The organism is Arthrobacter sp. TmtSoilC79, assembly GCF_059739405.1.
On the sequence record NZ_AP046051.1, the window covers coordinates 95,564 to 119,957 of the forward strand.

At 63.5% G+C, this 24,394-nt stretch carries 29 protein-coding genes; 14 read left to right on the forward strand and 15 right to left on the reverse strand.

Annotated features, from left to right (window positions below):
• The first annotated feature begins 37 nt into the window (after positions 1 to 37).
• The 3 genes from AC6JA3_RS00450 (at position 38) to AC6JA3_RS00460 (ending at position 2,718) form a co-directional block, all read left to right on the forward strand.
• Positions 38 to 934 (forward strand): transketolase, encoded by an 897-nt coding sequence (locus tag AC6JA3_RS00450; RefSeq protein WP_026541085.1) that lies wholly within the window; start codon positions 38 to 40, stop codon positions 932 to 934.
• Entirely contained in the window at positions 931 to 1,950 is a 1,020-nt protein-coding gene (locus AC6JA3_RS00455) for a transketolase family protein (RefSeq protein WP_026547750.1), read from the forward strand. Before AC6JA3_RS00450 ends, AC6JA3_RS00455 begins: the two co-directional genes overlap by 4 nt.
• A 111-nt stretch (positions 1,951 to 2,061) precedes the next feature.
• Positions 2,062 to 2,718, forward strand: coding sequence for a GntR family transcriptional regulator (locus AC6JA3_RS00460; protein WP_497919808.1), 657 nt, complete (start codon positions 2,062 to 2,064; stop codon positions 2,716 to 2,718).
• 6 nt (positions 2,719 to 2,724) lie between these two features.
• Here the strand turns inward: AC6JA3_RS00460 and AC6JA3_RS00465 are convergent, their stop codons facing one another.
• The 4 genes from AC6JA3_RS00465 to AC6JA3_RS00480 form a co-directional block, all read right to left on the reverse strand.
• Entirely contained in the window at positions 2,725 to 2,925 is a 201-nt protein-coding gene (locus AC6JA3_RS00465; RefSeq protein WP_497919809.1) for a hypothetical protein, read from the reverse strand.
• Positions 2,925 to 3,899: an acyl-CoA thioesterase gene (locus tag AC6JA3_RS00470; protein WP_026541089.1), complete on the reverse strand. Its 975-nt coding sequence runs from the start codon at positions 3,897 to 3,899 to the stop codon at positions 2,925 to 2,927. The genes AC6JA3_RS00465 and AC6JA3_RS00470 overlap by 1 nt, the downstream gene beginning before the upstream one ends.
• Before the next feature lie 62 nt (positions 3,900 to 3,961).
• Positions 3,962 to 4,525 carry a hypothetical protein gene (locus AC6JA3_RS00475; protein ID WP_497919810.1) on the reverse strand — a complete coding sequence of 188 codons (564 nt, stop codon included), beginning with the start codon at positions 4,523 to 4,525 and terminating at the stop codon, positions 3,962 to 3,964.
• Positions 4,522 to 4,854: a PEP-utilizing enzyme gene (locus tag AC6JA3_RS00480; RefSeq protein WP_026541091.1), complete on the reverse strand. Its 333-nt coding sequence runs from the start codon at positions 4,852 to 4,854 to the stop codon at positions 4,522 to 4,524. Before AC6JA3_RS00480 ends, AC6JA3_RS00475 begins: the two co-directional genes overlap by 4 nt.
• A 117-nt stretch (positions 4,855 to 4,971) precedes the next feature.
• Here AC6JA3_RS00480 and aztD point away from each other — a divergent pair, with 117 nt between their 5' ends.
• Positions 4,972 to 6,285, forward strand: a complete 1,314-nt coding sequence (aztD, locus tag AC6JA3_RS00485) for a zinc metallochaperone AztD (RefSeq protein ID WP_497919811.1) — start codon at positions 4,972 to 4,974, stop codon at positions 6,283 to 6,285.
• Between the two features lie 125 nt (positions 6,286 to 6,410).
• Here the strand turns inward: aztD and AC6JA3_RS00490 are convergent, their stop codons facing one another.
• Together AC6JA3_RS00490 and AC6JA3_RS00495 are read right to left on the reverse strand one after the other, a co-directional pair.
• Positions 6,411 to 6,845, reverse strand: a complete 435-nt coding sequence (locus tag AC6JA3_RS00490; RefSeq protein WP_026541093.1) for a DoxX family protein — start codon at positions 6,843 to 6,845, stop codon at positions 6,411 to 6,413.
• A gap of 67 nt (positions 6,846 to 6,912) precedes the next feature.
• Positions 6,913 to 7,485 carry an antibiotic biosynthesis monooxygenase gene (locus tag AC6JA3_RS00495; protein ID WP_026541094.1) on the reverse strand — a complete coding sequence of 191 codons (573 nt, stop codon included), beginning with the start codon at positions 7,483 to 7,485 and terminating at the stop codon, positions 6,913 to 6,915.
• Between the two features lie 41 nt (positions 7,486 to 7,526).
• Between AC6JA3_RS00495 and AC6JA3_RS00500 the strand changes: the two genes are divergently transcribed.
• From AC6JA3_RS00500 to AC6JA3_RS00510, 3 genes are all read left to right on the forward strand, one after another.
• The gene (locus tag AC6JA3_RS00500) at positions 7,527 to 8,867 is read left to right on the forward strand and encodes an MATE family efflux transporter (protein ID WP_497919812.1); all 1,341 of its coding nucleotides are present in this window, start codon (positions 7,527 to 7,529) and stop codon (positions 8,865 to 8,867) included.
• A 9-nt stretch (positions 8,868 to 8,876) separates the two neighbouring features.
• On the forward strand, positions 8,877 to 9,458 hold the full coding sequence (locus AC6JA3_RS00505) for a DUF308 domain-containing protein (protein ID WP_223944244.1): 582 nt from the start codon (positions 8,877 to 8,879) through the stop codon (positions 9,456 to 9,458).
• 68 nt (positions 9,459 to 9,526) lie between these two features.
• Positions 9,527 to 9,871: a hypothetical protein gene (locus AC6JA3_RS00510; RefSeq protein ID WP_026541097.1), complete on the forward strand. Its 345-nt coding sequence runs from the start codon at positions 9,527 to 9,529 to the stop codon at positions 9,869 to 9,871.
• A gap of 90 nt (positions 9,872 to 9,961) precedes the next feature.
• Here the strand turns inward: AC6JA3_RS00510 and AC6JA3_RS00515 are convergent, their stop codons facing one another.
• The 3 genes from AC6JA3_RS00515 to AC6JA3_RS00525 form a co-directional block, all read right to left on the reverse strand.
• Positions 9,962 to 10,321, reverse strand: a complete 360-nt coding sequence (locus AC6JA3_RS00515; protein WP_139183519.1) for a hypothetical protein — start codon at positions 10,319 to 10,321, stop codon at positions 9,962 to 9,964.
• A 254-nt stretch (positions 10,322 to 10,575) separates the two neighbouring features.
• Entirely contained in the window at positions 10,576 to 11,073 is a 498-nt protein-coding gene (locus AC6JA3_RS00520; RefSeq protein WP_139183518.1) for a hypothetical protein, read from the reverse strand.
• Positions 11,074 to 11,091: 18 nt separating this feature from the next.
• Positions 11,092 to 11,640, reverse strand: coding sequence for a CGNR zinc finger domain-containing protein (locus tag AC6JA3_RS00525; protein WP_026541098.1), 549 nt, complete (start codon positions 11,638 to 11,640; stop codon positions 11,092 to 11,094).
• Positions 11,641 to 11,711: 71 nt separating this feature from the next.
• Here AC6JA3_RS00525 and AC6JA3_RS00530 point away from each other — a divergent pair, with 71 nt between their 5' ends.
• Entirely contained in the window at positions 11,712 to 12,731 is a 1,020-nt protein-coding gene (locus AC6JA3_RS00530; protein WP_223944242.1) for an EamA family transporter, read from the forward strand.
• Between the two features lie 57 nt (positions 12,732 to 12,788).
• Here AC6JA3_RS00530 and AC6JA3_RS00535 read toward each other — a convergent pair whose 3' ends face one another.
• Complete coding sequence (locus AC6JA3_RS00535) at positions 12,789 to 13,052, reverse strand: WXG100 family type VII secretion target (protein ID WP_011776688.1); 264 nt, start codon at positions 13,050 to 13,052, stop codon at positions 12,789 to 12,791.
• 158 nt (positions 13,053 to 13,210) lie between these two features.
• On the opposite strand from AC6JA3_RS00535, the gene AC6JA3_RS00540 reads away from it, so the two are divergent.
• On the forward strand, positions 13,211 to 13,483 hold the full coding sequence (locus AC6JA3_RS00540; RefSeq protein ID WP_026541100.1) for a DUF2277 domain-containing protein: 273 nt from the start codon (positions 13,211 to 13,213) through the stop codon (positions 13,481 to 13,483).
• A 25-nt stretch (positions 13,484 to 13,508) separates the two neighbouring features.
• On the opposite strand, the gene AC6JA3_RS00545 is transcribed toward AC6JA3_RS00540, so the two are convergent.
• The 3 genes from AC6JA3_RS00545 to AC6JA3_RS00555 are packed head-to-tail and all read right to left on the reverse strand — an operon-like array spanning position 13,509 to position 16,730.
• Positions 13,509 to 16,073 carry a heavy metal translocating P-type ATPase gene (locus AC6JA3_RS00545; RefSeq protein ID WP_497919814.1) on the reverse strand — a complete coding sequence of 855 codons (2,565 nt, stop codon included), beginning with the start codon at positions 16,071 to 16,073 and terminating at the stop codon, positions 13,509 to 13,511.
• Between the two features lie 8 nt (positions 16,074 to 16,081).
• Positions 16,082 to 16,315: a heavy-metal-associated domain-containing protein gene (locus tag AC6JA3_RS00550; protein WP_026541102.1), complete on the reverse strand. Its 234-nt coding sequence runs from the start codon at positions 16,313 to 16,315 to the stop codon at positions 16,082 to 16,084.
• A 49-nt stretch (positions 16,316 to 16,364) separates the two neighbouring features.
• Positions 16,365 to 16,730: a metal-sensitive transcriptional regulator gene (locus tag AC6JA3_RS00555; RefSeq protein ID WP_497919815.1), complete on the reverse strand. Its 366-nt coding sequence runs from the start codon at positions 16,728 to 16,730 to the stop codon at positions 16,365 to 16,367.
• A 167-nt stretch (positions 16,731 to 16,897) separates the two neighbouring features.
• Here AC6JA3_RS00555 and AC6JA3_RS00560 point away from each other — a divergent pair, with 167 nt between their 5' ends.
• From AC6JA3_RS00560 to AC6JA3_RS00570, 3 genes are all read left to right on the forward strand, one after another.
• Entirely contained in the window at positions 16,898 to 17,557 is a 660-nt protein-coding gene (locus AC6JA3_RS00560) for an alpha/beta fold hydrolase (protein ID WP_497919816.1), read from the forward strand.
• A 235-nt stretch (positions 17,558 to 17,792) separates the two neighbouring features.
• The gene (locus tag AC6JA3_RS00565) at positions 17,793 to 18,116 is read left to right on the forward strand and encodes a prevent-host-death protein (RefSeq protein WP_431768451.1); all 324 of its coding nucleotides are present in this window, start codon (positions 17,793 to 17,795) and stop codon (positions 18,114 to 18,116) included.
• 166 nt (positions 18,117 to 18,282) lie between these two features.
• Positions 18,283 to 19,293 carry a YdcF family protein gene (locus AC6JA3_RS00570; RefSeq protein ID WP_026541106.1) on the forward strand — a complete coding sequence of 337 codons (1,011 nt, stop codon included), beginning with the start codon at positions 18,283 to 18,285 and terminating at the stop codon, positions 19,291 to 19,293.
• 15 nt (positions 19,294 to 19,308) lie between these two features.
• Here AC6JA3_RS00570 and AC6JA3_RS00575 read toward each other — a convergent pair whose 3' ends face one another.
• Together AC6JA3_RS00575 and AC6JA3_RS00580 are read right to left on the reverse strand one after the other, a co-directional pair.
• Entirely contained in the window at positions 19,309 to 21,321 is a 2,013-nt protein-coding gene (locus tag AC6JA3_RS00575) for a glycoside hydrolase family 3 protein (RefSeq protein WP_497919817.1), read from the reverse strand.
• Positions 21,322 to 21,381: 60 nt separating this feature from the next.
• Positions 21,382 to 22,677, reverse strand: coding sequence for an exo-beta-N-acetylmuramidase NamZ family protein (locus tag AC6JA3_RS00580; protein ID WP_497919818.1), 1,296 nt, complete (start codon positions 22,675 to 22,677; stop codon positions 21,382 to 21,384).
• Between the two features lie 175 nt (positions 22,678 to 22,852).
• Between AC6JA3_RS00580 and AC6JA3_RS00585 the strand changes: the two genes are divergently transcribed.
• On the forward strand, positions 22,853 to 23,761 hold the full coding sequence (locus tag AC6JA3_RS00585) for a MurR/RpiR family transcriptional regulator (protein ID WP_497919819.1): 909 nt from the start codon (positions 22,853 to 22,855) through the stop codon (positions 23,759 to 23,761).
• 77 nt (positions 23,762 to 23,838) lie between these two features.
• Positions 23,839 to 24,375, forward strand: a complete 537-nt coding sequence (locus AC6JA3_RS00590) for a GNAT family N-acetyltransferase (protein WP_497919820.1) — start codon at positions 23,839 to 23,841, stop codon at positions 24,373 to 24,375.
• Positions 24,376 to 24,394 lie beyond the last annotated feature (19 nt).

Genomic DNA, 24,394 nt, shown 5'->3' on the forward strand with positions numbered 1-24,394 from the left:
CCCCATCGGTACGCGCCCGGCTCCGGAAGGAAACCCAATGACTCTCTCATCAGTCGAAGCGGCTACGGCTGCAGCAAACCCAGAACCCGAGCGCGTGGACCGTATCCGCGCCGCCGCCTACCGCATCCGGCACCACGCCCTGAACATGGGCGAGGTCCAAGGCCAGGGGTATGTTGGCCAGGCGCTGGGTGCAGCCGACATGCTCGCCGCGGTCTACGCTGACCAGCTGACGTACCGCGCCGAAGACCCGCACTGGGAGGGCCGCGACAGGTTCCTGCTTTCCACCGGGCACTACGCAATCGGGCACTACGCCGCGCTGGCCGAAGCCGGAATCGTTCCCGTAGCCGAGCTCGAAACCTACGGATCCGACGACTCCCGCCTGCCGATGTCCGGGATGTCCACCTACACCCCGGGCATGGAAATCTCCGGCGGTTCGCTGGGTCACGGGCTGACGGTCGCCGTCGGAATGGCGCTTGGCTTGCGGCTCCAGAGCTCGGGATCCCGTGTGATCAACTTCCTCTCCGACGGCGAACTGGACGAAGGTTCCACCTGGGAAGCGGCCATGGGTGCGCACCACCACCAACTCGGAAACCTGACCGCCATGGTGGACATCAACGCACTCCAGGCCGATGGCGCCACTGACACCGTGCTCCGCACCGAACCCGTTACCGAAAAGTGGGAATCGTTCGGGTGGTACACCCAGCGTGTGGACGGGAACGACGTCGGTGCGCTGCTGGCCGCGTTCGACAACATCGCCGCCGTCGCGGCTCCGGTCGGGCGGCCCTCGGTGATCCTCTGCGATACCAAGGTGGGACGCGGCGTGCCGCTGCTGGAGACCCGCGAAAAGGCGCACTTCATGCGCATCGAAGAGCACGAGTGGCAGATCTGCCGCGAACAGCTGACCGCAGGATACGAAGGGACGGCCGCCCGATGAGCGCCACCACTGAAGCCCCCGACACCACCGCCACCGTGAAGCCCAAGCTGAAGACTTCCGCCATGATCGCGTCCTTCGCGGACCCCGGGCAGAAGACCACGTCAGCACCGTTCGGCCATGCCTTGGTCAAAGCCGCAGAGGCTGATCCGCGGATTGTGGGCCTGACCGCGGACCTGGGCAAGTACACGGACATGCATATCTTCGCCAAGGCCTTCCCTGAACGCTTCTTCCAAATGGGCATGGCTGAGCAGCTCCTGTTCGGTGCCGCCGCCGGCATGGCCGAGACCGGCCTGATCCCGTTCGCTTCCACCTATTCGGTGTTCGCGGCACGGCGCGCTTACGACTTCCTTTGCCTGGACATCGCTGAGCCGAACCTCAACGTCAACATCATCGGCGGCCTGCCCGGCCTGACCACCGGGTACGGACCGAGCCACCAGGCCACCGAGGACATGGCCATCTTCCGCGGAATGCCCAACCTGACCATCGTGGACCCCTGTGACTCGGTGGACATCGAGCAGGCCGTTCCCCAGCTGGCGGCCTCCGAGGGGCCCACGTACCTGCGCTTGCTGCGCGGCAATGTGCCCACGGTCCTGGATGAGTACGACTACACGTTCGAGCTCGGCAAGGCCAAGGTCCTGCGCGGCGGCAATGATGTTGTGTTCGTTTCCTCGGGTTTGATGACCATGCGTGCCCTGCAGGCGGCGGATGCCCTGGCCAAGCACAACGTCGATGTTGCCGTGGTTCACACGCCCACCATCAAGCCCTTCGACTCCGCCACTGTCCTGGCCGAGCTGAACACCGACCGCCTCGCCGTCACGCTGGAAAACCACACCGTTGTTGGCGGCCTGTTCGAAACTGTTGCCTCCGCCGTCGTAACCTCCGGCCTGGGCAAGCGCGTGGTTCCCATTGCGCTTCCGGACCAGTTCCTCGACGCCGGTGCGCTGCCCACCCTGCATGAGCGCTACGGACTGTCCGTGGACAGGATCGTCGCGAAGGTGCTCGCAGAGCTCGGCTGAGGTGCGCCGCATGCGCGGGACAGGACTTACTGCCTGTCCCGCGCATCTGCACGTAGTATCGACAGTTAACACCCGACTGTCAGCAGTTGCCCATAGAACCGAGGACCCACCATGGCCGTCACCGCATCCCTGCTGGGACTTGAAAAGAAGAGCCTGCGAGAACAGGCGCTCGCAGCACTGCGGACCGCGATCACCAGTGGTGAGCTGGAACCCGGACGGCACCTGGTGGAAACCGAGCTGTCCGAGATGCTCCAAATCAGCCGCGGCACGCTCCGGGAAGCCCTGCGCCAGCTGGAACAGGAAGGTCTGATCTCCGCCGGAGCACGCGGCCGCATGTCAGTGCGGCACCTGGACGTCAAGGAAATCCGCGATATCTTCGCCGTCCGTGGAGTATTGGAGTCCCTCGCGGCACGGACGTTGAGCGATATGCCCGACAAGGAGGCCGTGCTCGCAGAGCTGCGTGCCGCCGTCGATGCGATGGAGAAGGCTGCTGCATCTTCCCTGGAGGAACGGATCGAATCCGACCTCGAGTTCCATCGCACCCTGTGCCGGCTGTCCGGCAACGAAACGCTCCTGCACTCGTGGGAATCGCTGGAGGGTTCCATCCGCATGTCCATCATGTTCGCCGGGCTGGAACGCGCCACCCGGAACATGAGCGTCGGGCGTCACCACGACATTGTTGCAGCCATTGAGACCGGAAACGCGGCCAAGGCTAGGGAAACGATCATCGCCCACATGGACGGTGCGGCGGAGAACTTGGTGGGGTAGTCCGCCCTACGTGCCGCTGCCCGGAGTCGCGTTGTGGCTGGTGGAGCCATGCTTGTATACCCGTCCGCGCTGGGATTGGTACGCCCCCCTGTGCGCCGGCGGTTTCACCTTCGCCCGCCTGCCCTGCTGCACGTTGGTCCAAACTATGCTGCCGATGGCAACGGCAAACACCGCCACGAAGACGGCCACCACAAAAACGACGTCCATCAGCTGCCAGCTGCCTTCAACAAGTGGTCCGGCAGCCGGTTTCCGGGCGCCCGCCCCCGGATTTCCAGGAGTTCGCGGGCGTGCGCGTGCAGCTTCTTGTCCTCGTCCGATACCGGAACCCATTCGGGAATAGGTACAGCAGTGCCGGTGTCATCGCGGGCCACCATCACCGTGAGGCAGTAGGTGGTCAGGTTCATTTCACGGGTTTTCGGATCTCCGGAACGGACGTGGACTGCGATGTGCATGCCCTTGGCGCCGGTGTAGACGAGGCGGGCCTCTACCTCTACTACGTGGCCGATCAGCAAGGGCCGGTAGAACCGGACGCCGCCGGAGAAGACGGCCACGGTGTCCTTTCCGCAGTACCGGGAGGCGCACACATACGCGGCCTCATCGATCCACTTCATGACGATGCCACCGTGGACCTTGCCGCCCCAGTTCACGTCAGTGGGGGACGCCATGAACCGCAGCGTGACCCTTTCGGCGGTCCCGGCGTCGGTATATTCCTGGGCATTCATCGCGTTGACGATCTGCTCGCGGACCTCGATGCGCGCCAAGGCGTGGTCGCGCTGCTCAATCTCGTCCGGCGTTGACGGCTCAAACTGGGGGACAGGAATTGGTTTGCCGTCCGGGCCCACGGCCACGAAGATGACCATGCATTGGCTGTGCATCGTCTCCGGACCGCCTTTGGGATCACGCGAGCTGACCACGGTGTGGATATGCATGGAGGACCGGCCGGTGTAGACGATGGTGGAGGTCACCTCAACCATGTCGCCGCTGTTGACCGGATCCGTGAAGTGGATGTTGCCCACGTAGGCGGTGACGCAGTACGACTTTGACCAGCCCACTGCTGCTGCGTAAGCTGCCTTGTCCACCCACTCAAGGACCGTGCCGGCGTCGACGGACCCGCTGTGTCCGATGTCCATGGGGGCCGCCAGGAAGCGGAGGGTCACTGAATTGGCGGCGTCATCGCTCATGGTTGGAATCTTACTGTCGGCAGGTTTCTGTTACGTGACTAAGACGTGTTGGCCCGTAGGCGTCAGCTGCGTTGAATTCCGAGGCTGGCGATGAGGTCCTCGTGGAGCTCGAACCAGACGCGGTGGAAGGAGTCACGGTCCGTGGCCGTGAGCCACGCGGTGTCATGGGGAGCGTGCTTTAGTGCTTGCATCAACCGCTCGGCGTAGCCTTCGAATCGGGGCAGCGCACCGGTGAGTTTCGCTTCGGAGGGATGCCACGCGGTCAGGGCCTCGCTCAGGACGTCCGTAGCGTGATCCTTGGCTGCTGCCTGCAGCTGGACGGCGCTGCAAGCCTCCACAACTGACTTGTTCAACCCGCCGAATGCGTCGTGGACGGCCAGCACGGTATCGCGGGCGCCGGCTTTGTCCAGTTCATCGGCAAGGAGCCGCTCATTCTCGGCCCTGCCCCGGCTCGACAGCGACCACCCGCTGCTCCCCGCAAAGGTGCTGTATGACACGAAGCCGTTCACACCGGCGTCGATGAGTTCCGACTCCACCATGGCGCGATCCCGGGCGAAGCGTTCTGCCACCGCGTCAGTGTCTGCGAATCCAAGAAGGCGTACGGAATGCAGGGTGAGAAGCGTCATTTGCTGTCCGTGACGGTGATGGTTCCCTGCGTGCCGTCCACGTGCAGGGGGCTTCCGTCCGTCAGCAGGTCCAATGCATCGCGGACGCCCAGGACGGCAGGAATTCCGTACTCGCGGGCCACGATTGCGGCGTGGGAGAGCATTCCGCCGGTTTGCGTCACTACGGCGGAGGCCATTCCGAAGAGGGGCGTCCACGCGGGGTCTGTGGTGCGGCAGACCAGGACGTCGCCGGGTTGCAAGCGGCTGAATTCGTCGGGGCCGTGGATGAGGCGGGCAGGGCCGTGGGTGGTCCCGGTACTGGCACCAACACCGGTGAGGATCGTGGTCATCTGGCCATTTCTATCACTGAAACCGTCCGGGGGAGGCGTGGGTGCCGGCGGCGTGCAGTATGACAACCATCTGGCAGCCATATTTGCGCCTTAGATGAGAATGAATATCATTTAAGCATGTCTCATCACCTCACCCCCTCGCCCCTTGTCCTGACCCCGCGGAAACGCCGGCTGCGCGCCCAGCCGATTGCCGCCGTCGGGCTCTCTGCTCTCTTGCTGACGGCGTGCGCCGCCCCTGGTGGCTCAGCCGGCAACCCGGTTGACCAAGCGCCCCCGCCAACGTCATCCCCAAGTGCAAAGGAGGCCGGAGCGCCGACTCCGCGGCTCGTTTATACGCACGACGCCGGCATCTCGGTTCTGGACGCAGCCTCGCTCAAGCCGGTGGGAAGTGCTGAAATTTCCGGGTTCAACCGCTTGAACCCCGCTGGCGACGGGCGCCACGTCTTCGTATCCACGGGGGACTCCTTCCGACTTTTCGACGCCGGCGCCTGGACCGAGCCGCACGGCGATCACAGCCATCATTACGTGACTGATCCCCGGCTGACTGACCTGGCATTCGGGGCAGACAAGGCCGGGCACGTAGTGCTGCACGGGGGCAAGGCGGTGCTGTTCAATGATGGTTCCGGCAAGGTGGAGAGCTTTGAAACTTCCGCGTTGGCAGCTGCCGTGGAGGATGGAAAATTACCCTCTACCGACGTTTACACCACTCCGGAGGCCCATCACGGAGTGGCCGTGGAGCTTGAGGATGGCGGGCTCCTGGTAACCCTTGGCAATGAGGAAGGCCGTTCCGGTATCGCAGTCCTTTCCGCAGGCAAGGGCCAGGACCGAAAGGAAGTGCTGCGTAACGAGGACTGCCCCGGCGTTCATGGTGAGGCCGTAGCGGCGAACGAAGCCGTGGTGGTTGGCTGCGAAAACGGAATGCTCATCTACAAGGATGGTGCCATTACCAAGGTAGCGAGCCCGGATGCTTATGGTCGGATGGGAAATCAGGCAGGCTCCGAAAAATCGCCAGTGATCCTGGGCGACTACAAGGTGGATAAGGCTGCAGAGCTGGAGCGGCCCACCCGGATCTCACTGGTCAACACCGAGACGGCCAGTCTCCAGTTGGTGGATATTGGCACCAGCTACTCCTTCCGCTCATTGGGCCGCGGGCCTGCTGGTGAAGCGCTGGTACTCGGCACGGATGGTGGATTGCGTGTCATCGATCCGCTGACCGGCACCATCACTTCCACCATTCCGGTGGTTGGGGCATGGGAGGAATCGACCACATGGCAGGACCCGCGGCCCACGCTGTTCGTTCAAGGCTCGACGGCGTACGTCACCGAGCCTGCGACGCGAACCATCCACGCGGTGGACTTGAGTGCCGGAAAGGTAGCGAAATCGGCTCAGCTGGAGCACGTGCCGAACGAGCTGACGGGCGTCAAGGGCTAGACCGTCTCTCACATCCCCTGCCTTAAGCACCGACGCTCTCTCCCTTTCTTGAAGCAAGGGAGAGAGCGTTGGCGTTAAGGGACGTTTATGTGAGAGAGGATCGGTGGGGGCTGGCGGGGAACTGGCTACGCGAGAACGCGGAGCTTTGATCCGGAGCGACCGAACAGTGCTGCGTCGGCGGAGATTTTGCCTGCACCTGCCAGTGCCAGGGCCAGGGCTGCGCCGGCGAAGAGCAGCACCAGCTCGTACCCGCCATTGCCGACGAAGACGCCTGCCGGTGCGTGCACCAGGAAGAGGGCGCCGAGCATATTGACGGCCAGGAGCGTTGCGAACACGCGGGTCAGGAACCCGATGATCAGCGCAATGCCACCCACCAGCTCCAAGGTGGCAACGATGGGGGCTACTGTCGAGGCTCCGGGGACACCCATCTGCGCGAAGGAGGCCTGGGTGCCAGCGATGGTGAATTCGTTGAACTTCTGCCAACCGTGCGCGGCGAAGAGAAATCCTGCAATAACGCGCAGGATGGTCAGGGCTGTGGTGGTCAAGCTGGACTTGTTCATCCTTCAACCCTCCCGGAGATCAGTTGAAGTGTCAACTAATCGTGGCTTTTTATGACCAAACTCCCAGCTAGCGGCTGCGGCGGGGTTTCGCTTGGAGCCACGGCTGCAGCAGCCGGGTGGTGATCGGCAGGAAGATGTACGTCATCAGCGGCGTGAGGATAACGATGTTCAGGAGCACCGCGAACACCAGCGGCCAGTCCTGCGTCAACGGATGAAGCAGGAAGTTGGCCAGCAAGCTCAGCGGGAAGAACGGCAGGAAGATGCTGATGGCCTGCTTCCAACGCGGCGGCACCACCGTTTCGGGCACCACCACCGAGACGTCGCCAGGCTGCGAGAACCAGCCCTCAATCCCCGTGTGACGCTCCACCCGGGTGGTTTCCATCATGTCCCTGGCGCTGTCAATCCACCAACGCCGTTCCTCGGAGTCCTCCCACTCCTGCAGCGACTCGGCGTCTGAGAACCGATAAAGCATGTGCCATTCGGTGGAATCCACCCCATTGCGAACCCACCCCGACCCCAAATATCCGGGCCATTCGCGGGCGAGTTCCTGGCCGGCGTGGGCCCACGCGTTGGCTTGGCGGGTATAGCCCGGGAGGATGGTGCGGGCTACGGAAACGGTGACGGGATGCTCATGTGACACGGCCCAAATGTACCCGGCCCGCGGCGGACTAGTCTGGTTTAGTGCCTCAAACCACAACCGCCCCCACCCGCTCCAACGCCCGCGAGATCCTCCGCCTGGCCGTCCCCGCGTTCGGCGCACTCATAGCCGAGCCCCTGTTCCTGCTGGCCGACTCGGCAATCGTCGGGCATCTGGGCGTCGACCAACTGGCCGGAGTAGGCCTCGCGTCCACCATTCTGCACACCGCCGTGGGGCTGATGGTCTTCCTGGCGTACTCGACGACGCCGGCAGTGGCCCGCGCGATCGGCGACGGCAAGCTGGGCAAGGCTTTGGCAGCAGGGCGCGACGGCGTGTGGCTGGCGCTGCTGCTCGGGCTCGCGCTCGCCGTGGCCGGGTTTGTGACCGCCGAGCCCCTGGTGGGCTTCATGGGAGCGACAGGAGACGTGCAGCAATTCGCCGTCGATTATCTGCGCTGGTCCATGCCTGGCCTGGCCGCGATGCTCCTCATTTTTGCCGGCACGGGTGTTCTTCGCGGACTCCAGGACACCAGGACGCCGCTTGTCGTAGCAACTGCGGGCTTCGCCGTTAACATCGCCCTCAACCTGTTCTTCGTCTACGGCCTGAACATGTCCGTGACGGGTTCCGCGATCGGTACCAGCATCGCCCAATGGGCCATGGCCGCCGTCTATCTGGTGATGGTCAGCCGCAACGCCCGGCAACACGGCGTGTCCTTGCGACCCGACTGGCATGGCATCCGCGCCATGACCAAGGTGGGTTCGTGGCTCATGCTCCGCACCCTCAGCCTCCGCCTCGCCATCCTCGCCACCGTCCTGGTGGTCACAGCCCAAGGTGCCGTGAACCTCGCGGCCCACCAGTTGGCCATGACGATTTTCTCGTTCCTCGCCTTCGCCCTTGATGCCTTGGCCATTGCCGCGCAGGCGTTGATCGGCAAGGAACTTGGCGCCCGGAACGCCGGCCGGGTCCGGGAACTGACGCACACCATGATCCGCTGGGGCTTGGGATTCGGGGTGATCACCGGGGTGCTGCTGGCCATCGCGGCGCCGTGGGCCGGCTACCTCTTCACCCCCGACGCCGGCGTACGCTCAGCCCTCACCGTTGCCCTCTGGGTCCTCGCGGTGGGACAGCCCCTGGCCGGCTACGTTTTCGTCCTCGACGGAGTCCTCATCGGCGCCGGCGACGCGCGCTACCTGGCGATTGCCGGCGTCGTAAATCTTGCCGTCTATGTGCCGCTGTTGGTGGCAGTCCACCAACTAAGGCCCGACGGCGAGGCGGGGCTCCTGTGGCTGTGGGCGGCGTTTGCGCTGGGCTACATGCTGGCCCGCGGGGTGACTTTGGGGCTGCGCGCACGTACGGATCGGTGGATGGTGCTGGGTTCGCACTAAACTGGACGGGTGACTCTCCCAGCGACTCCTGCCCAGACTCCTTCTGCCTCCGCGGCCGGACTCTGGAAACCCGTGCTGATCCGTGCCACTGTTGCGCTGGTGTTCGGCGCGGTCACGATCTTCTGGGCCACCCCGTCCGTGCATGTCCTGGCGTGGGCCGTGGGCCTGTATCTGCTCGCCACCGCAGGCGCGGTGTGGATGTCGCGTGCTTTGCCGGTGGCAGTCCCCGCAGTGGTGGCCTTGGCTGGACTCGTGGCGCTGGTAACGCAGTCGGACGCAGGCGTAGCTTTGTCGGCGATGCTGGCCCTGCTGGTGCTGGGGCTCCTTGAATTCGCCCATGGTTTCCGGAAACGGGACATGTTGGCGCGGGACTGGCTCGTTTCCGGCGTCATTTCCGTCGGAACCGCAGTTCTGTTGCCGTTCTTCACCTCCCTCGGAGCCCACGCGCTCCTGGGTGTCGCCGGTGGAGGGGCCATCATTTCCGGTGTGCTGTGGATCCTGTCAGGGCTGACTTTGCGGCACGATGCCAAGACAGCCTCCGGCACTTCCCAGGCCGCTGCTCCCGGCGCTTCGCCCGAGGCCGTAAACTAGTAGCTGGACGTTCTACTCGTTGTAGAACTTTTGCAGACCGGCGGACACTAACCGCCATCATTGGAGGAATGACCGTGGCTGACCAGACACCAGGAGAACCGCGCAAGATGCGGACCTCGGTCAAGGGACCGCTCATGTTCTCCGCGTTCTTTGCGGTACTGGCTTTCGTGGCTGTTCTCATCTTCGCTTCCGGCGGCAGCGCGAAGGCCCCGCGGTTCGACCTCGCCTTCACGGGCGCCGGCATCGCGTTCATCGTGAGCCTCGTTGTGGCGGCCATGTTGTCCATGAGCCACAAGGAAAACGCCGACCACCTCGGCAAGGGATCCGGCGTCAACCTCAGTTCCAAGCGCCCCAACCATGGCGGCCCTGGTGCTCCGGATGATGGCACGGAAACGCACGACGCCGGCCGCTGACCTTCGAGCGCTTCCTCACCTTGGTGGGGGAGCGCTTTTTTGTGGGCTGCTGGTCTCTGCCTTCAACGGTGCGGCGGGTGGTTCGAGGGATCAGGCCGCTCTTGATTTCTTCGACCACCGAAGGGGGAGCGACGCGTTGACCAGGAGCAGGGCCGCCAGAAGCCAACCGGCGCATAGGAGGTAGGGGTCCGGGGTGACGGTGTCATAGGCGATTCCGTCCAAGTCGCCAACCTGGCGGACTGTCATAACGAATCCGGCCGCCATGAGGCCGATGGTGATGGTTGCCAGAGACGCATATACGCGCAGGTTTCCTGACCACCAACGGTTCACTGCGGGGATGAGTCGAAGCGGCAGGCCGACAACAACCGCGGCCACGATCGCCAACGGCGGAATGATGAGGCCGCTCAGCGCCAGACCGATGAAACTTAGCAGTCCGTCATAGCCCACCATCAAAGAAAACTGGAAGCTAACCCAGGTTGGTGCGAGCACTGCGAAGGCGAGAGCCAGTTGGCTGAAAGGTGCCAGGCCCGTGCTGCCTGACCGCTCCCGGGGAAGTTCCCGCAGAGTCAAAGGCCGTGGGGCGCCAGGCTGTGGCAGTGGTTGTCCGGTTGCCTGCGGATGATGCCTTTCCGCGACAACCGGATATCGGGGTGGTCCCAAGGGGTTGGTTGGCGGTTCCGCGGCTGACCCGCCGTGGAGGTCACTCATGGTGCCATGCTCCCCACGTCGGTGCGCTTCTTGAATCGGAGAGGGAGCGAAGCGTTCACAGCCAGGAATGTGATGATGAAGCAGCCGGCGGCCACAAGTCCCATGTCGGGGGTCACCTCGTCGTATGGCATTCCGTCGATCACCCCCGTTTGGCGAATCCGCCGGGAATAGCCCGAAATCATGAGGAGTGTCGCGGCGGCAGCGAGCAAGATGTAACAGCGGCCATTTCCCATCCACCAGCGTGAAAGGCGTTGGTTGAGTCGCAGCGGCAGGCCAGTCAGCAATGCCAGGCCGATAGCAAAGACCGGAACATGGGTCACGGCCAATAAGACGCCAAGTATGGTGTCGACGCCGATCATCGGCGGCGTTAGCATCGCAGCAATCCAAGCCGTAGCTACGAATGGGTAAACGACGGCAATTTGCCGGAAAGAAGCAACACGCAACCTGGTTTGTCCGTGGTGATTGATTCCAGGCCCGATGCGTTGTTCCCCCATGCCCGCCATTATGCCCTTCTATTCGCCCCCGGCGGCCTTCCTGGCCCGGTATGCGGCGACGTGGGCGCGGTTGGCGCAGTTGCCGGTGTCGCAGTAGAGCTTGGAGCGGTTGCGGCTCAGGTCCAGCACCACGGCGTCGCAGTCCTCTGCCGCGCACACCCGCATGCGCTCCATTTCCCTGCTGCGGATCACGTCAATGATGCCCATGGCGGCTTCGGTGCCCATCCGGTCTGCCAGGGGAGCTTCGGGGGTGGTGGCGTGGAGGTGCCAGTCCCAGTGATCGTGCTTTACCAGCTGGGGGAGTGCCTTGGCGTCGGCCAGGATCTTGTTGACGGACTTTGCGGCCGTGTCCTCATCGGCGCTCCAGAGGGCCGTGAGTTCGCTGCGAAGGTGTTTGATGCTGTTCAGCTCGGCAGGGGAATTGACCCGCGAACCGGTGAACTCTTCCGCTTTCAGGAATGCATCGAGGTCCTCAAGGGTGACGAGTGATTCCTGCCCATTGGCTGCGGTGTTGATCAGGTTGACGACGCTGCGAAGGGCAACTTCGGTGTCAGGCGCAAAAAGCACTTTGACTCCTTACAAGTTTCGGGAGTACTGTCATGACCATAAGCCCACTTTACTCCTGACAGGAGGCTGCTGTGTCAGCTCCAACGACGAAGGCTGATGCAAAAGGTTTCCTGGCATCAGGACTCGGCATCGCACTCTTTTCTTCCGCTGTCTTTGGCACGTCCGGCTCATTCGCCAAGTCGATGCTGGAAACCGGCTGGTCACCCGGCGCCGCAGTTGCCGTGCGCCTTACAGGTGCTGCGCTGATCCTGCTGATACCCGCCGTCGTGGTTCTTCGTGGCCGCTGGCACCAACTCAAGGACAACTGGCTCACCATCCTGCTCTTCGGACTGATCGGTGTGGCAGGGTGCCAACTGTTCTACTTCAACGCCGTGGCGCGGTTGTCCGTAGGTGTTGCCCTGCTGCTCGAGTACCTGGCTCCGGTGATGATTGTCCTCTGGCTCTGGATTGCCAGCCGGCGGCGGCCTCGCGCGCTGACGGCTGCCGGGACCCTGCTCTCGCTTTGCGGATTGGTCCTGGTGCTTGACCTGACAGGTGCCGTGAAGGTGGACTTCGTCGGAGTCCTGTGGGGCATGGCAGCGGCCGTGTGCCTGGTGATCTACTTCTTCATTACCGCCAAGGAGAATGACACCCTGCCTCCACTGGTGCTCGCTTCCGGCGGCCTCCTGGTCGGTGCAGTGGTGATGTGGCTGGTAGGCCTGTTGGGGCTGCTCCCCATGACGTTCAGCGCTGCCGACACAACCCTTGGCCCGTGGACCACTCCGTGGTGGGTGTCCGCCGTCGGGCTCATCATCCTGGCCACAGTGCTCGCCTACGTTTCCGGCATCATGGCCGCGAGGAGCCTGGGTTCGAAGGTGGCATCCTTCGTCTCACTGACCGAAGTGCTGTTCGCCGTGATCTGGGCATGGCTGCTGCTGGGCGAACTCCCGGGGCCAATTCAATTGCTGGGCGGCCTCCTCATTGTGGGCGGCGTCGTCCTGGTCCGGGTTGACGAGCTCCGGGGCGACCGCCGCGCCGCCCGCGTCCTGGACCACCCGAACGACGTCGAACCCGTCCCGAGCGGTTCCGTCACCGAGTCGCCCCGCAGCTAAGCGGCTTTAACAGCAAAGAACCCGGACGCTGGTGCGTCCGGGTTCTTCCCAACTGTCTTAGTTGGAAGCCTGCTGCTGCTGCTCAGCGTTCTTCTGAGCGCGGTCGCCGGCTTCGCGAAGTGCGTCGGCAACTTTCTTCAGGTTCGAAGCGTGCTGGCTGTCCCACTCGCCGCGGAACTTGTCAGCGTCCGGGCCCTTCCAGTCGGTGCCATCAAGCGCGCCCTTGAGCTGTGAACGCTGCTGCTCGATGTTCTCGGCACCTGCCTTCAGCTTGTTACCGAGCTGACGAAGCTGATCAACATCTGCACCCCAAATAGCCATGAGATTCTCCTTCATTTGTTCGGACCCGAGCTCTTCGGCATCCCCAGCGGCCTCCGGCTCATCCGGAAGATCCAATAACTAAAACCTATCCCGGGAATCCAAAAACCGTCGATGGGCACCCCTCCCCATGCAGCACTGCCCATAGTTAGCATGGGGTTATGTGCCGCAATATCAGGACCCTGCATAACTTCGAACCGCATGCCACGAATGCCGAAGTGGAGGCCGCAGCGCTGCAGTATGTGCGCAAAATCAGCGGATCCACCAAGCCTTCCAAGGCCAACGAGGAAGCCTTCGCGGAGGCTGTCCACGAGATCGCGCATATTACGCAACATCTCCTGGACTCCTTGGTGAGCAATGCTCCGGCGAAGAACCGGGACGAGGAAGCAGCCAAGGCAAAGGCCCGGTCGGCCGTCCGTTTCGGGACAGCCTAGCCGGGCCCTGCTTCCGTTCCTGGGGCTACTTACCGAAGGAGCGCAGCCTCAGCGAGTTGGCTACTACCAGCACCGAGCTCGCTGCCATCGCTGCGCCGGCGATCATGGGGTTCAGGAATCCCAGTGCCGCCACCGGGATGCCGATTGCGTTGTAGAAGAACGCCCAGAACAGGTTGGTCTTGATGGTGGACAGGGTCTTGCGGGACAACTCAATTGCCTGCACCAGCTGACCAAGGTCGCTACCCATCACCGTGAGATCGGATGCCTCGATGGCAACATCCGTGCCCGAGCCCATCGCGATGCCAAGGTCCGACTGTGCCAAGGCGGCAGCGTCATTCACGCCGTCACCGGCCATGGCCACGGTGGCCCCGGAGGCCTGGAGTTTCCGGACTGCCTCGACCTTGCCTTCGGGCAGGACACCGGCGAAGACATCGTCCGCTGAAATCCCGACGGCGGCCGCTACTTGCGCGGCCACGGCAGCGTTGTCGCCGGTCAACAGGATGGGACGGATGCCCAGGTCCTTCAACTTTTGGATTGCCGCTGCCGAACCGGGCTTGATGGTATCGCTCAGGCTGATGATGCCGGCCGGCTGGCCGTCAACCGCAACCCAGATTGCCGTGGCGCCCGCGTTTTCCTCTGCAGCGAGTGCTTCCCGCTGGCTGGAGTCGAGCGTGATGCCGTTCTCCTCGAGCCAGCCGGAGCGCCCGACAACCACGGTCTTGGTGGTTCCCTCGAAAGCAACGGTTCCCCGGACGCCGCCGCCCGGTGCGGAACTGAAGCCTTCAACGCGAGGCAGGCTGCCGCCGTCGTGCGTTGCTTCCTGCGCCGAGGCCGCAATCGCGTGGGCGATCGGGTGTTCAGAGGCGGCTTCAACCGCTCCAGCCAGCGTCAGTACGGTGGCCGATGAGTAGCCGTTGAGGCCCACGGTGTGGTCCACGGCGAGCTTCCCGCTGGTCACGGTGCCCGTCTTGTCCAGCAGGATGGTGTCCACGTGCCGGGTGTCCTCAAGAACCTGCGGCCCCTTGATGAGGATGCCCAGTTGGGCTCCACGGCCGGTTCCCGTCAGCAGTCCCACCGGAGTCGCCAGGCCCAAGGCGCAGGGGCAGGCGATCACCAGGACCGCGACGGCAGCCGTGAAGGCTGCGTTGAGGTCACCGGAGAAGAACAGCCACAGCAGGAACGTGACCAGGGCGATGACCAGCACGATCGGCACGAACACCGAACTGATCCTGTCCGCAAGCCGCGCAATGGGCGCTTTTCCAGTCTGTGCCTGGCTGACCAGTCGACCCATCTGGGCGAGCGTCGTGTCCGAGCCAACGCGGGTTGCCCGCACCAGCAGGCGGCCCGAAGTGTTGATCGTTGCACCTGTCACAGCGCTGCCCGGACCGACTTCCACGGGCACCGATTCGCCGGTCACCAGTGAAGCATCGACGGCGGAAGCACCATCCGTGACCACGCCATCGGTGGCGATCTTCTCACCGGGGCGGACCACTATGACGTCGTCCACCAAAAGTTGATCGGCAGGGATCTTCTCCTCCACGCCGTCCACCAGGATGGTGGCGTCCTTGGCGCCCAAATTCAGCAGGGCCTTGAGAGCATTGCCGGCCTTGGCCTTCGCGTTCGCCTCAAGGTAGCGCCCCAGCAGCAGGAAAGTGGTGACCACAGCCGCGACCTCGAAGTACAGTCCGCCGCCGGACATGCTTTCCATGCCGGGGTGTTCAGTCATCCGGGGATCCGCAAACAACTGCCACGCAGAGTACAAGTACGCCGCAATGACACCAATGGAGACCAGGGTGTCCATGGTTGAGGCAAAGTGTCGGGCATTCACTGCGGCAGCGCGGTGGAACGGCCAGGCAGCCCAGCTCACCACCGGCAGGGCCAGTGCTCCGGCAACCCAGCCCCAGTTGGCGAACTGGAGGGCGGGGATCATGGAGATGGCGAAAACGGGAATTGTCAGAAGCGCGGCAACGATCAGGCGCGGGCGGAGCGTTGAGGCGGCGGGGCCGTGGGCCATGTGGTCTTCGTGGGCGGTGTGCTGGGTGTGCTGGGTGTGCTCGGTATGGTTGGCTTCCGCGGCGCCGCCGGCGCCGTGCTCGGCATGCTCGGTCGTTCCTCCCTTAGACGCATGCTGCCGCACGCCGCCGGCGGCGCCGCTATGGTCGTGCTCGCTCGTGCCTGCATGCTGTCGCACGCCGCCGGCGGCGCCGCTATGTGCGGGTGCCGGCTCGGTTACAGCCGCGCCGTGCTCCTGGGTCTGTGGGGTGGACTTATGTCCGTGGCCCTCGTGATCCGTGGGGTGGCTGGTGTGGGTCTCGTGGGGGCGGGGTTCGCGGGTGTTTGGGGGTGGGGCTTGGCGGACGGTGGCTTTGTAGCCTGTCGCGTTGACTGTGTCCACGATTTGCTGGTCTGTCACGGTTGCCGGGACGGTGACGTGGGCTGATTCGAGGGGCAAGTTGACGCTGGCCTCGACTCCTTCAAGTTTGCCCAGTTTTCGTTCCACACGATTGACGCACGAGGCGCAGGTCATGCCCTCGATGTCCAGCTCGATGATCCTGTGTGCAGGTTGGTTGAAAGTCTCCTGGCTACTCAAGAGGACTCCTAAGCTTCGTTGGCTACCACCAGGTAGCCGGCTTCTGCCACGGCCTCGCCAATTTCAGACGGCGAGAGCTCCTTGGTTGATGTGATGGTCACGGTGGACAGTCCCCCGGGGTTGAGGTCTACGGCCACATTTTCGACGCCGTTGAGCGACTCAAGTTCTTCGCTCACGCTGGAGACGCAGTGGCCGCAGGTCATGCCGGAAACGTTGACGTTGGTCTGGATGGTCTGGCTCATGGTGGTCTCCTTGGTGGTGAGTTGGATGGTGTGGTGGTTGTTGGCGGAATTACCGCAGCAGGCGCCCGATGGCATCGGTGGCCTCCTTCACTTTGGCGTCGATCTGTTCGGCTCGGGCTTCAGGGTTGGGCTCGGAGGCGGCACCAACGACGCAATGGCCGATGTGCTCTTCGACGAGTCCCAGGCTGACGGCATGGAGGGCCTTGGTGGCTGCAGCCACTTGGGTGAGGATGTCGATGCAGTACTTGTCGTCCTCCACCATGCGTGCAATTCCGCGGACTTGCCCCTCGATCCGTTTCAAGCGTTTGAGGTACGCGTCCTTGTTGCTGGTGTACCCGTGGGGTGCGGTGTGCTCCGGTTCCACGTCAATGGTGGGTGCATCCGGCTGGCTCATGCTCAGGTCTGGCGTGCTCATATTTAGAATCTATACCCATGGGGGGTATGCGTCAAGTACCCCCTGGGGGTATTTTTCGGGAATTGGGCCTGCGGTAAAGCCCGGACTCGACCCATACTGGAGTCAGCGCCGTCGATGCTGCTTTATCGCCGACGCAGGCACCAATGGAGCGATGTCGGGATGGGTGGATGATGGCGGTTTTCGTACTGATTCATGGGGGCGGTTCCACGTCGTGGGACTGGCACTTGGTCCAGCCCCTGCTCGAGACTGCGGGCCATGAGGTCATTGCGGTGGACCTGCCAATCGAAGACAAGAACGCGATGCTTGAGGATTACACCCGCGCGGCAACGGAGGTGGCCGACGGCGCCCGGCACACCATCGTGGTTGGTCACTCGCTGGGTGGCTTTACGGCGCCTTTGGTCTGCCAAGAACTCAATTCGGACGGCCTGGTGTACCTCTCGGCAATGATTCCCATGCCGGGTGAGACCTTCGGTGAATGGTGGACCAATACCGGGCATGACCGCGAGACCATCCCCGCCGAAGCGTTCTTCAACCTCGTCCCTGACAACCTTGCACAGCAAGCCCGGGACAAGGAGCGTGATCAGCAGGGGGCCTGGATGTCAGGACCATGGCCCGGCCAACATCCGGACGTGCCCACACTGGCCATTCTGTGCCGTGACGACCTGTTCTTTCCGGCGTCGTTCATGCGGCTCCAAGTACAGGACCGGTTGGGAACCGAACCGGTGGAGATCCCGGGCGGCCATTACGCCACACTGAGTCACCCGGACGCTGTGGCTGCGGCGTTGGACGACTTCGCCCAAAGGATCGCACTGACACGACCAGCGTGAGTGCCAGCTGGTCTCAACTTCAGAATACGTTCTGAGTTAGTGTTATTGCATGGGTGCAGCCACAAAATCTGAAAGAACAACCCGACCTTCCCGGGCTACGGCAGCGTCCGAGTCCTTTAGAGCCCGCACGTCATTTCAGTCTTCTGAACTGAGCCGATCCTCGGCGGACGTTTTTGCGGCTGCCGCAGACCATCCCGTTAAGGTCACGCGTCGTGATGGCGAATCTCTGGTACTGATGTCGGAAAGCGCCAATGCGGCACGCGTTTCCCTGCTCGAACTCGCGGCACAACTGGTCGCTGTTTCGACGAGCATGGAGGGAACGCTCGCGGACCGGATGAGCGATCGTTTTCCTTGGATGCTGGCCCTGAGCCCGGATGACCGGGTGGCGTGCGCCGAAAAGGTGCTATCGGCGGCAAGGGCGTCCTTTGCAACCAATCAGCCTCATCTGGCGATTGCAGAACTGACATCATGGCGCGAAACGGCGACAGCCCTCGCGGCGGGGCTGGGCAGGGCACCCGTGGAGTGGTTGGAAGCCTCGGAAGCTGTCCAGCGTCCATAGCGAATGTCGAAGAACGAAAAGGTTGAGCGTCCGACCAAGAAGAGCGAGTACGAACTCCGATTTGCTTCCATCTAAGCCAGGCGAGACTGTGCCGACGTCGAACTTTACTCATGCGGTGATCAACTACCGCGGCGTCGGGGACCACACCTGCGCATAGGCTTGGACCATGCTGAACCTGGTCCTTGGACTTCTCTTTGCGGGGCTCTTCCTTGCCTCCTACCAGTCCGATCGGCGCAGGCTCCGCAACGGGGTGTTCCTGTTGGTGGCGGCGTGGCTGCTGCTTCAGGCGCTGCTGGACTTCCTCATCGACCTGAACCCGTGGTTCGAGTGGCTGAACCTGGTGATCGTAGTGGTCCCGGTGGTGAGCATTTTTGTGTTCGCCGGCTTCCTGATCGCCAACGGCATCACCATGGTCCACAGGGAGGGTCCAGGCATCAGCAGCTTCCTGCCCATCGCCGTGGGCGTGGCAGTGTTCCTCGCTCCCGTTGTGGCCTTCCTGTTCGTGCTGAGCGGGCAGCCCGTCCTGGCGGGTCTCGCCGCCTTGGCGTTCTTCCTCTGCGCTTACCTGGGCTGCGCCTTTGTGGTGTTCCTCGGGTATGCGCTGGTGTATTCAAGGATGCGGTTCAGCGCGAATCCGGCGGCCGTGATTGTCCTGGGCTCCGGCCTGATTGACGGCAAAGTCCCGCCATTGCTCGCCGCGCGCCTGAACAAGGCTTTGGAAATTTACGACGGCGGCGCACCGGTCAGGCCCGTACTGGTGCCTTCCGGTGGCCAAGGCCCGGACGAACCGCGGCCCGAGTCCACCGCAATGAAGGAATATCTGGTGGCCAAGGGCGCTTCGGCCGTCGATGTGCTGGAAGAAAACCAGGCCACCACCACCCGAGAGAACCTCGCCTATTCGGTTGCCTTGCTTGCCGACAAAGGTATCCAGGGACCGGTGCTGGTGTGCACCAACAACTACCATGTTCTCCGCGCGGCCCTCCTGTCGCGGCGCCAGAAAATCAACGCCGAGGTAGTGGGTGCTCCCACCGCCAGGTACTTCGTGCCCAGCGCCTTTCTCCGCGAGTTCGTGGCCGTGATGAGGGACAACCGGGTGACAAACCTGGTACTTTGCCTGCCGATGTTCGGGGTTGCCCTGCTCATCACGGTCGCACTGATGAACTCCGCGGTGGTGTAGTCCTTTTTCCAGGGCCTACGGCTTGGGGAGTCCCGTGGTGAACGTGTGGCTCCATTCGGTGACGGCGCCTTCGGTGAACACGTACCCCTTGCCGGGGACTGCAGTGACAGCCACGGTTCCGGACGGCTTCCTGTAGGTCCCGGCCGCGATCTCCTTGCCGTCAACCAGGTAGGTCACGCCGTCCACCGATGGAACCGTGTAGGCGTCCTGGCCCCGGCCCGGCTTGTCCGTGAAGGTGACGGCTGCCGGCGTCGTGGTTTCGTAGTGGAGGCCGAACCCCAAAGGCAACAGGACGCCGTCGCCGTCTGCTTCGGGTATGTTGACCGGCAGCTTGCCGCCGGGGTTCACTGCACCGGAGATGGCGCGGGCCACGCCGTGGAAGTTGACCGCGTTGACGCCGTAGCTGTTGAGGACGGCGGCTGCACCAGGGAAGACGCTGATGTCATAGGGATTTCGTGTGGCAACGACGATCACGGGGGTTCCGGTCGCCGCCAGTTCTGCCACCATTTGTTGCTGGGCCGCATTGGCAGTGGCGTTGTACGAGGCGAAAACCACGGCATCGACGCCGCGTGCGGCTGCTACCGCCCGTGCCCGATATGCGGCAGAGGGCGAGGCTCCGGCTTCGTAGTCTTCGGTGACGGCGAAGCCTTGTTCCTTCAGGAGGGGAGCGGCAGTTTCAGGCTTGCCGGAACCGGCGCCCACCATGAGTACCGAGCTTCCGGGGGCGAGGGGGAGGACCCTGTCCTCGTTGCGGAGCAGCGTCGCCGCCCGGTCCGAGATCTGGTTGGCCGTGGCGAGGTTGCCTGCGGTTCCCACCAACTGGTCCACGGCGTTGGGGTCCGCCATCGGCTGCTCGAAGACTCCCCGCTTGACCTTCCACTCAAGGATGCGGCGCACGGACTCATCAAGGCGGCTCTCCGTCAGCTCACCGGACTCGACGGCGGCGCGGACCCCTGCGAACGAGGCGTCCACATCGGGGGAGTTCAGGAGGATGTCCGAGCCGGCCTGGATGGCCTTGACCGCGATTTCTTCCTGGGGCCATTCGGCGGCCATCGCGGCCATATCGAGTGCATCCGTGGTGACCAGGCCCTTGAATCCGAGCTCGTCCCGGAGCAAACCGGTCAGAACCTTGTGCGACAGGGTGCCGGGCATTTCCGGGTCGATGGCCTCAACAATGATGTGGGCTGTCATGACCATGTCCACGCCACCGTCGATGGCTGCTTTGAAGGGTTTCAGGTGCTGGTTCAGGGTCTCGCGGTCGTAGGTGACGGTGGGCAGTCCATAGTGGGAGTCTACCGATGTATCGCCGTGGCCGGGGAAGTGCTTGGCAGCAGCGCCCACATTGTGTTCCTGCATGCCGTCGATCTGTGCCACGCCAAGGGCGCTGACCAGCGCCGGGTCTTCACCCATGGAGCGGATGCCGATCACGGGATTGTCCGGGTTGGAATTGAGGTCCAGGACGGGTGCGAAGTCCACATTGATACCCATGGCGCGCATCTCGGAGCCCAGGATTTCACCCTGCGCCCTGGCAAGTTCCTGATCTGCCGTGGCACCCAAGGCCATGTTTCCGGGGAGGACGGTGGCCGGTGACCCGATCCGTGCAACCAAGCCGCCTTCCTGGTCGATGGTGACGGCCAACGGAATGCCCGTCCCGTCTTGGCCTACGGCAGCTTGCTGCAACCCGTTGGACAGGCCGGCCACCTGCCCGGGATTGTTGGTGTTCCCGGACCAGGCGAAGTAGAGGACTCCGCCAAGGTTGTACTTGGCCACGACTTCAGCGGGGGTATCGACGCCGTAGCGGGCCTGGTTGCTTGCCGCCATGGACGTGTCGTCGGCCGATGAACCGTAGACGTGCGTCCAGGTCATCTGGCCGATCTTCTCGTCCAGCGACATGCCGGCAATCATCTCCTCGATGTCCGGCGAGGCAGCGACCGTCGTCGTGTGTGCCGTGGTGGGGGCGGCTGCTGCGGCGCCCCCTGCCACCGCTCCCGCGCCTGTCATGAGCAGCGCCGTGGCGGCGGCCGTCATCAACCTTGTTCCTTTTCTGAGCATGAGGGTTCCCATTCCGATCGTGAGTGTTCCGGCTGGTTAGCGGGGTCCGTTGTAGAGGAGGTATTGGCGGGTATCGCGGACGAATTGACCCAGTTCCGCCCGCCAGCTGTCCATGATGGTCCGGGCGTCAGCACCGGCGTCGAGTTGTTCGGCAAAGCGGGCCGATCCGCTCAGCAGCCCCATCCAGCGCCCGGCGTCGCCGCGCCAACCGAAGCCGGGGTACAACCGCTTTGCTTCCACCAGCATGTGCGTGCCGATTTCCAAGGCTTCTACGCGGGCAGGATCGGTGATGTGTACCTGGACTCCACCGCAGATGATTCCTTGGTTCTTGGAAAGGGTGGGCTGGAAGTAGGCTTCGCGGAAAGTGACACCTGCGAGGCCCTTGCTGTTCAGTGCCTCGGACCAGCGGTAATCCACGTAAGGAGCGCCGATCAGTTCGAAAGGCCGGGTGGTCCCGCGGCCTTCGGACATGTTGGTGGCCTCAAAGAGTGCTGTACCCGGGTACAGGAGCGCGGTCTCGGGAGTGGGCATGTTGGGGCTGGGCAGGATCCACGCGGCGCGGTTGTCCGGTCCGGTCATTTCGCGGCGCCATCCCTGTACTTCCACTATGTGGAGGTCCTGGAGGGGAGTGAGGCCGGCCGCGGGCAAGTGCACTGCATTGAAGTACTTGGCCAGCTCGCCTACGGTCATGCCGTGTTGGAGGGCGATTCCCAGCTTTCCCACTCCGGACTCGAATCCGGGCTGCAGGACCGGGCCGCGCGCTTGGCCGCCTATCGGGTTGGGGCGGTCCAGGACCACGAACCTGGCGCCCGTCCTGGAGGCGGCCTGCATGGCTCCCCACATGGTCCAGATGTAGGTGTAGAACCGCGCGCCCACGTCCTGGATGTCGAAGCAGATGGTGTCCACGCCGGATTTCTCGTAGAAGCCCACGTAGCCGTCCACTTCGGCGCCGTAAGAATCGTAAACGGTGATGCCGGTGCGGGGATCCACTGAGGTGCCTTCGCTGCCGCCGTCCTGGGCGGTGCCGCGGAACCCGTGCTCGGGGCCGAAAACGGCCCTTACGTCCACGCCGTTATCCGCCATGTCGTCAACGATCGAGTGGAAGTTTGCCAGGACTCCGGTGGGGTTGGTGATGACTCCCACCCGCCGGCCGGCAAAAATGCTCCATTTGTCCGCGGCGGCGACGTCGGCGCCGTTGATTGTGGTGCCGGGCTTCCCGGGGCGGGCAGTTTGGAGGGTGGCAGCAGTTGCTCCGGGGGCAAAGGGGGTGATGACGGCTGTTGCGGCAGCGAGTCCCGATGCGTGGAGTAGTTTTCGGCGGTTGAGTGTCATGGGGAGCCTTTCCGGATGAGCAGGGCATGACAACTTTTGTGATGTCGCTTACACCGACCGTATTCGCTGTGGAGTTGCGCGTCAATCGTTTACATGCAATGCGATGTTTGGGTAAATTATTTACATGCACGGGCCGCTACTGTGGGCTGGGCTGACCCGTCTGAAAGGAAGCTCCATGGAAGAGGCACCGAACGTGCAGTTGTCGCGGACCGTTTTGGTGCGGATACGCTCCGCATTGCCCTCCCTGCGCCCTTCCGAGCGCGCCGTCGCAGAGTTGGTGCTCGCTGATCCTTCCCGGGCCGCCATGATGTCAATCGCTGATCTCGCTGAACAGGGCGGAACATCCACCACGTCCGTTGTGCGCTTCTACAAAAAAGTGGGCTACAGCGGGTATTCCGATCTGCGCCTGGACCTCGCCCGGGAAACCGCTCGCGAAAGCCTCGCCAACAGCGTCCCGGCGGGAGTCTACGAGGACATCAACACGTCCGATTCGCTGCGGGATATCGTCTCCAAGATCGCCTTCAACGAGACCATGTCCATCGCCGACACGGCACAAGTGCTCGACGTCGACCACCTCGCCCAGGCTGTGAAGGCCATCTCCGCTTCGCGGAAGACCGACATCTTCGGCGTTGGGGCAGGAGGCTTGGTGGGCGAGGACCTGCAGCAGAAGCTGCACAGGATCGGCCGGACGTCCTTTGCTTGGTCTGACCCGCATGCGGCGCTGGCCTCTGCGGCGCTTTTGGACCACGACGGCGTTGCTGTCGCCGTCTCCCACTCGGGCACCACCGTGGACACGGTGGACTTCCTCGCGGCAGCGAAGGCGGCAGGGGCAACCACTATCGCGGTCACCAATCACGCCGACTCGGCTTTGGGGTGGGTGGCGGACATTGTGCTGAATACCGCCGCACGCGAGACTCCCTTCAGGTCCGGGGCCATGGGAAGCCGCATCGCCCAGATGATGGTGGTGGACTGCCTCTTCGTGGGAGTCGCCCAGCATTCCTATGACGCCTCGGTTTCGGCGCTCCAGAAGACCCATGCCGCGGTCCAGGGCCGGAAATTGCCGCGGGGTTCGACGCAGGCGTAGGCCTGTTGCCGGGCGAATGTTCTGTATGACCAATCAGCTGTCCCGGGATGAGTTCGCGCGCGCGGTAGGGTCGAGGGATGTTGACGCTTGTTGCCCCGGACGTTTCCTTCTACGAGTCATTCATCGAGTCCCACCGCGAATGGGATGGCACGCATCAGGATGGTGCCGGGCTGGTTGCCGGCGATGACATCAGCACGGCGGAAGGTTTCGCTGCATGGGTGGATAAGTTGCTTGGGGCTGAACATGCCGAAGAGGTGAACGGCATCGTCCCATGCACTTATCGCTGGATAACCAACGGCTCACGGTATGTGGGGGCCATCGCCTTCCGTCACTACTTGACACCGGCCCTGCTGAACTCGGGCGGACATATTGGGTACGGCGTGCGTCCTTCCGATCGTGGCCGTGGGGCAGCAACCTGGGCTTTGCAGGAAGTATGTGCCGGGCTGGCAGCCGGGGGAGGGCCCGGGCGGGTCCTCTTGACCTGTGATGACAGCAATGCGGCGTCCGCCAGGACCATCGAGCGCAACGGCGGCCAACTCGAAGACGTTCGCTTGGATGAGGAAGGCCAGCCCTTCAGGCGTTACTGGATTGAGCTCGCCATTACCGGGCAGTAAATTTGTCACCCGGGGGTTG

Coding starts and splice junctions, on each gene's coding strand:
- AC6JA3_RS00585 (WP_497919819.1), top strand. CDS start 22,853: ATGGAAGAGGCACCGAACGTGCAGTTGTCGCGGACCGTTTTGGTGCGG.
- AC6JA3_RS00550 (WP_026541102.1), bottom strand. CDS start 16,315: ATGAGCCAGACCATCCAGACCAACGTCAACGTTTCCGGCATGACCTGC.
- AC6JA3_RS00520 (WP_139183518.1), bottom strand. CDS start 11,073: ATGGGGGAACAACGCATCGGGCCTGGAATCAATCACCACGGACAAACC.
- AC6JA3_RS00480 (WP_026541091.1), bottom strand. CDS start 4,854: ATGACCACGATCCTCACCGGTGTTGGTGCCAGTACCGGGACCACCCAC.
- aztD (WP_497919811.1), top strand. CDS start 4,972: ATGTCTCATCACCTCACCCCCTCGCCCCTTGTCCTGACCCCGCGGAAA.
- AC6JA3_RS00555 (WP_497919815.1), bottom strand. CDS start 16,730: ATGAGCACGCCAGACCTGAGCATGAGCCAGCCGGATGCACCCACCATT.
- AC6JA3_RS00515 (WP_139183519.1), bottom strand. CDS start 10,321: ATGGTGGGCTATGACGGACTGCTAAGTTTCATCGGTCTGGCGCTGAGC.
- AC6JA3_RS00580 (WP_497919818.1), bottom strand. CDS start 22,677: ATGACACTCAACCGCCGAAAACTACTCCACGCATCGGGACTCGCTGCC.
- AC6JA3_RS00460 (WP_497919808.1), top strand. CDS start 2,062: ATGGCCGTCACCGCATCCCTGCTGGGACTTGAAAAGAAGAGCCTGCGA.
- AC6JA3_RS00475 (WP_497919810.1), bottom strand. CDS start 4,525: ATGACGCTTCTCACCCTGCATTCCGTACGCCTTCTTGGATTCGCAGAC.
- AC6JA3_RS00465 (WP_497919809.1), bottom strand. CDS start 2,925: ATGGACGTCGTTTTTGTGGTGGCCGTCTTCGTGGCGGTGTTTGCCGTT.
- AC6JA3_RS00560 (WP_497919816.1), top strand. CDS start 16,898: ATGATGGCGGTTTTCGTACTGATTCATGGGGGCGGTTCCACGTCGTGG.
- AC6JA3_RS00450 (WP_026541085.1), top strand. CDS start 38: ATGACTCTCTCATCAGTCGAAGCGGCTACGGCTGCAGCAAACCCAGAA.
- AC6JA3_RS00455 (WP_026547750.1), top strand. CDS start 931: ATGAGCGCCACCACTGAAGCCCCCGACACCACCGCCACCGTGAAGCCC.
- AC6JA3_RS00565 (WP_431768451.1), top strand. CDS start 17,793: ATGTCGGAAAGCGCCAATGCGGCACGCGTTTCCCTGCTCGAACTCGCG.
- AC6JA3_RS00510 (WP_026541097.1), top strand. CDS start 9,527: ATGACCGTGGCTGACCAGACACCAGGAGAACCGCGCAAGATGCGGACC.
- AC6JA3_RS00540 (WP_026541100.1), top strand. CDS start 13,211: ATGTGCCGCAATATCAGGACCCTGCATAACTTCGAACCGCATGCCACG.
- AC6JA3_RS00570 (WP_026541106.1), top strand. CDS start 18,283: ATGCTGAACCTGGTCCTTGGACTTCTCTTTGCGGGGCTCTTCCTTGCC.
- AC6JA3_RS00590 (WP_497919820.1), top strand. CDS start 23,839: ATGTTGACGCTTGTTGCCCCGGACGTTTCCTTCTACGAGTCATTCATC.
- AC6JA3_RS00575 (WP_497919817.1), bottom strand. CDS start 21,321: ATGACGGCCGCCGCCACGGCGCTGCTCATGACAGGCGCGGGAGCGGTG.
- AC6JA3_RS00535 (WP_011776688.1), bottom strand. CDS start 13,052: ATGGCTATTTGGGGTGCAGATGTTGATCAGCTTCGTCAGCTCGGTAAC.
- AC6JA3_RS00470 (WP_026541089.1), bottom strand. CDS start 3,899: ATGAGCGATGACGCCGCCAATTCAGTGACCCTCCGCTTCCTGGCGGCC.
- AC6JA3_RS00490 (WP_026541093.1), bottom strand. CDS start 6,845: ATGAACAAGTCCAGCTTGACCACCACAGCCCTGACCATCCTGCGCGTT.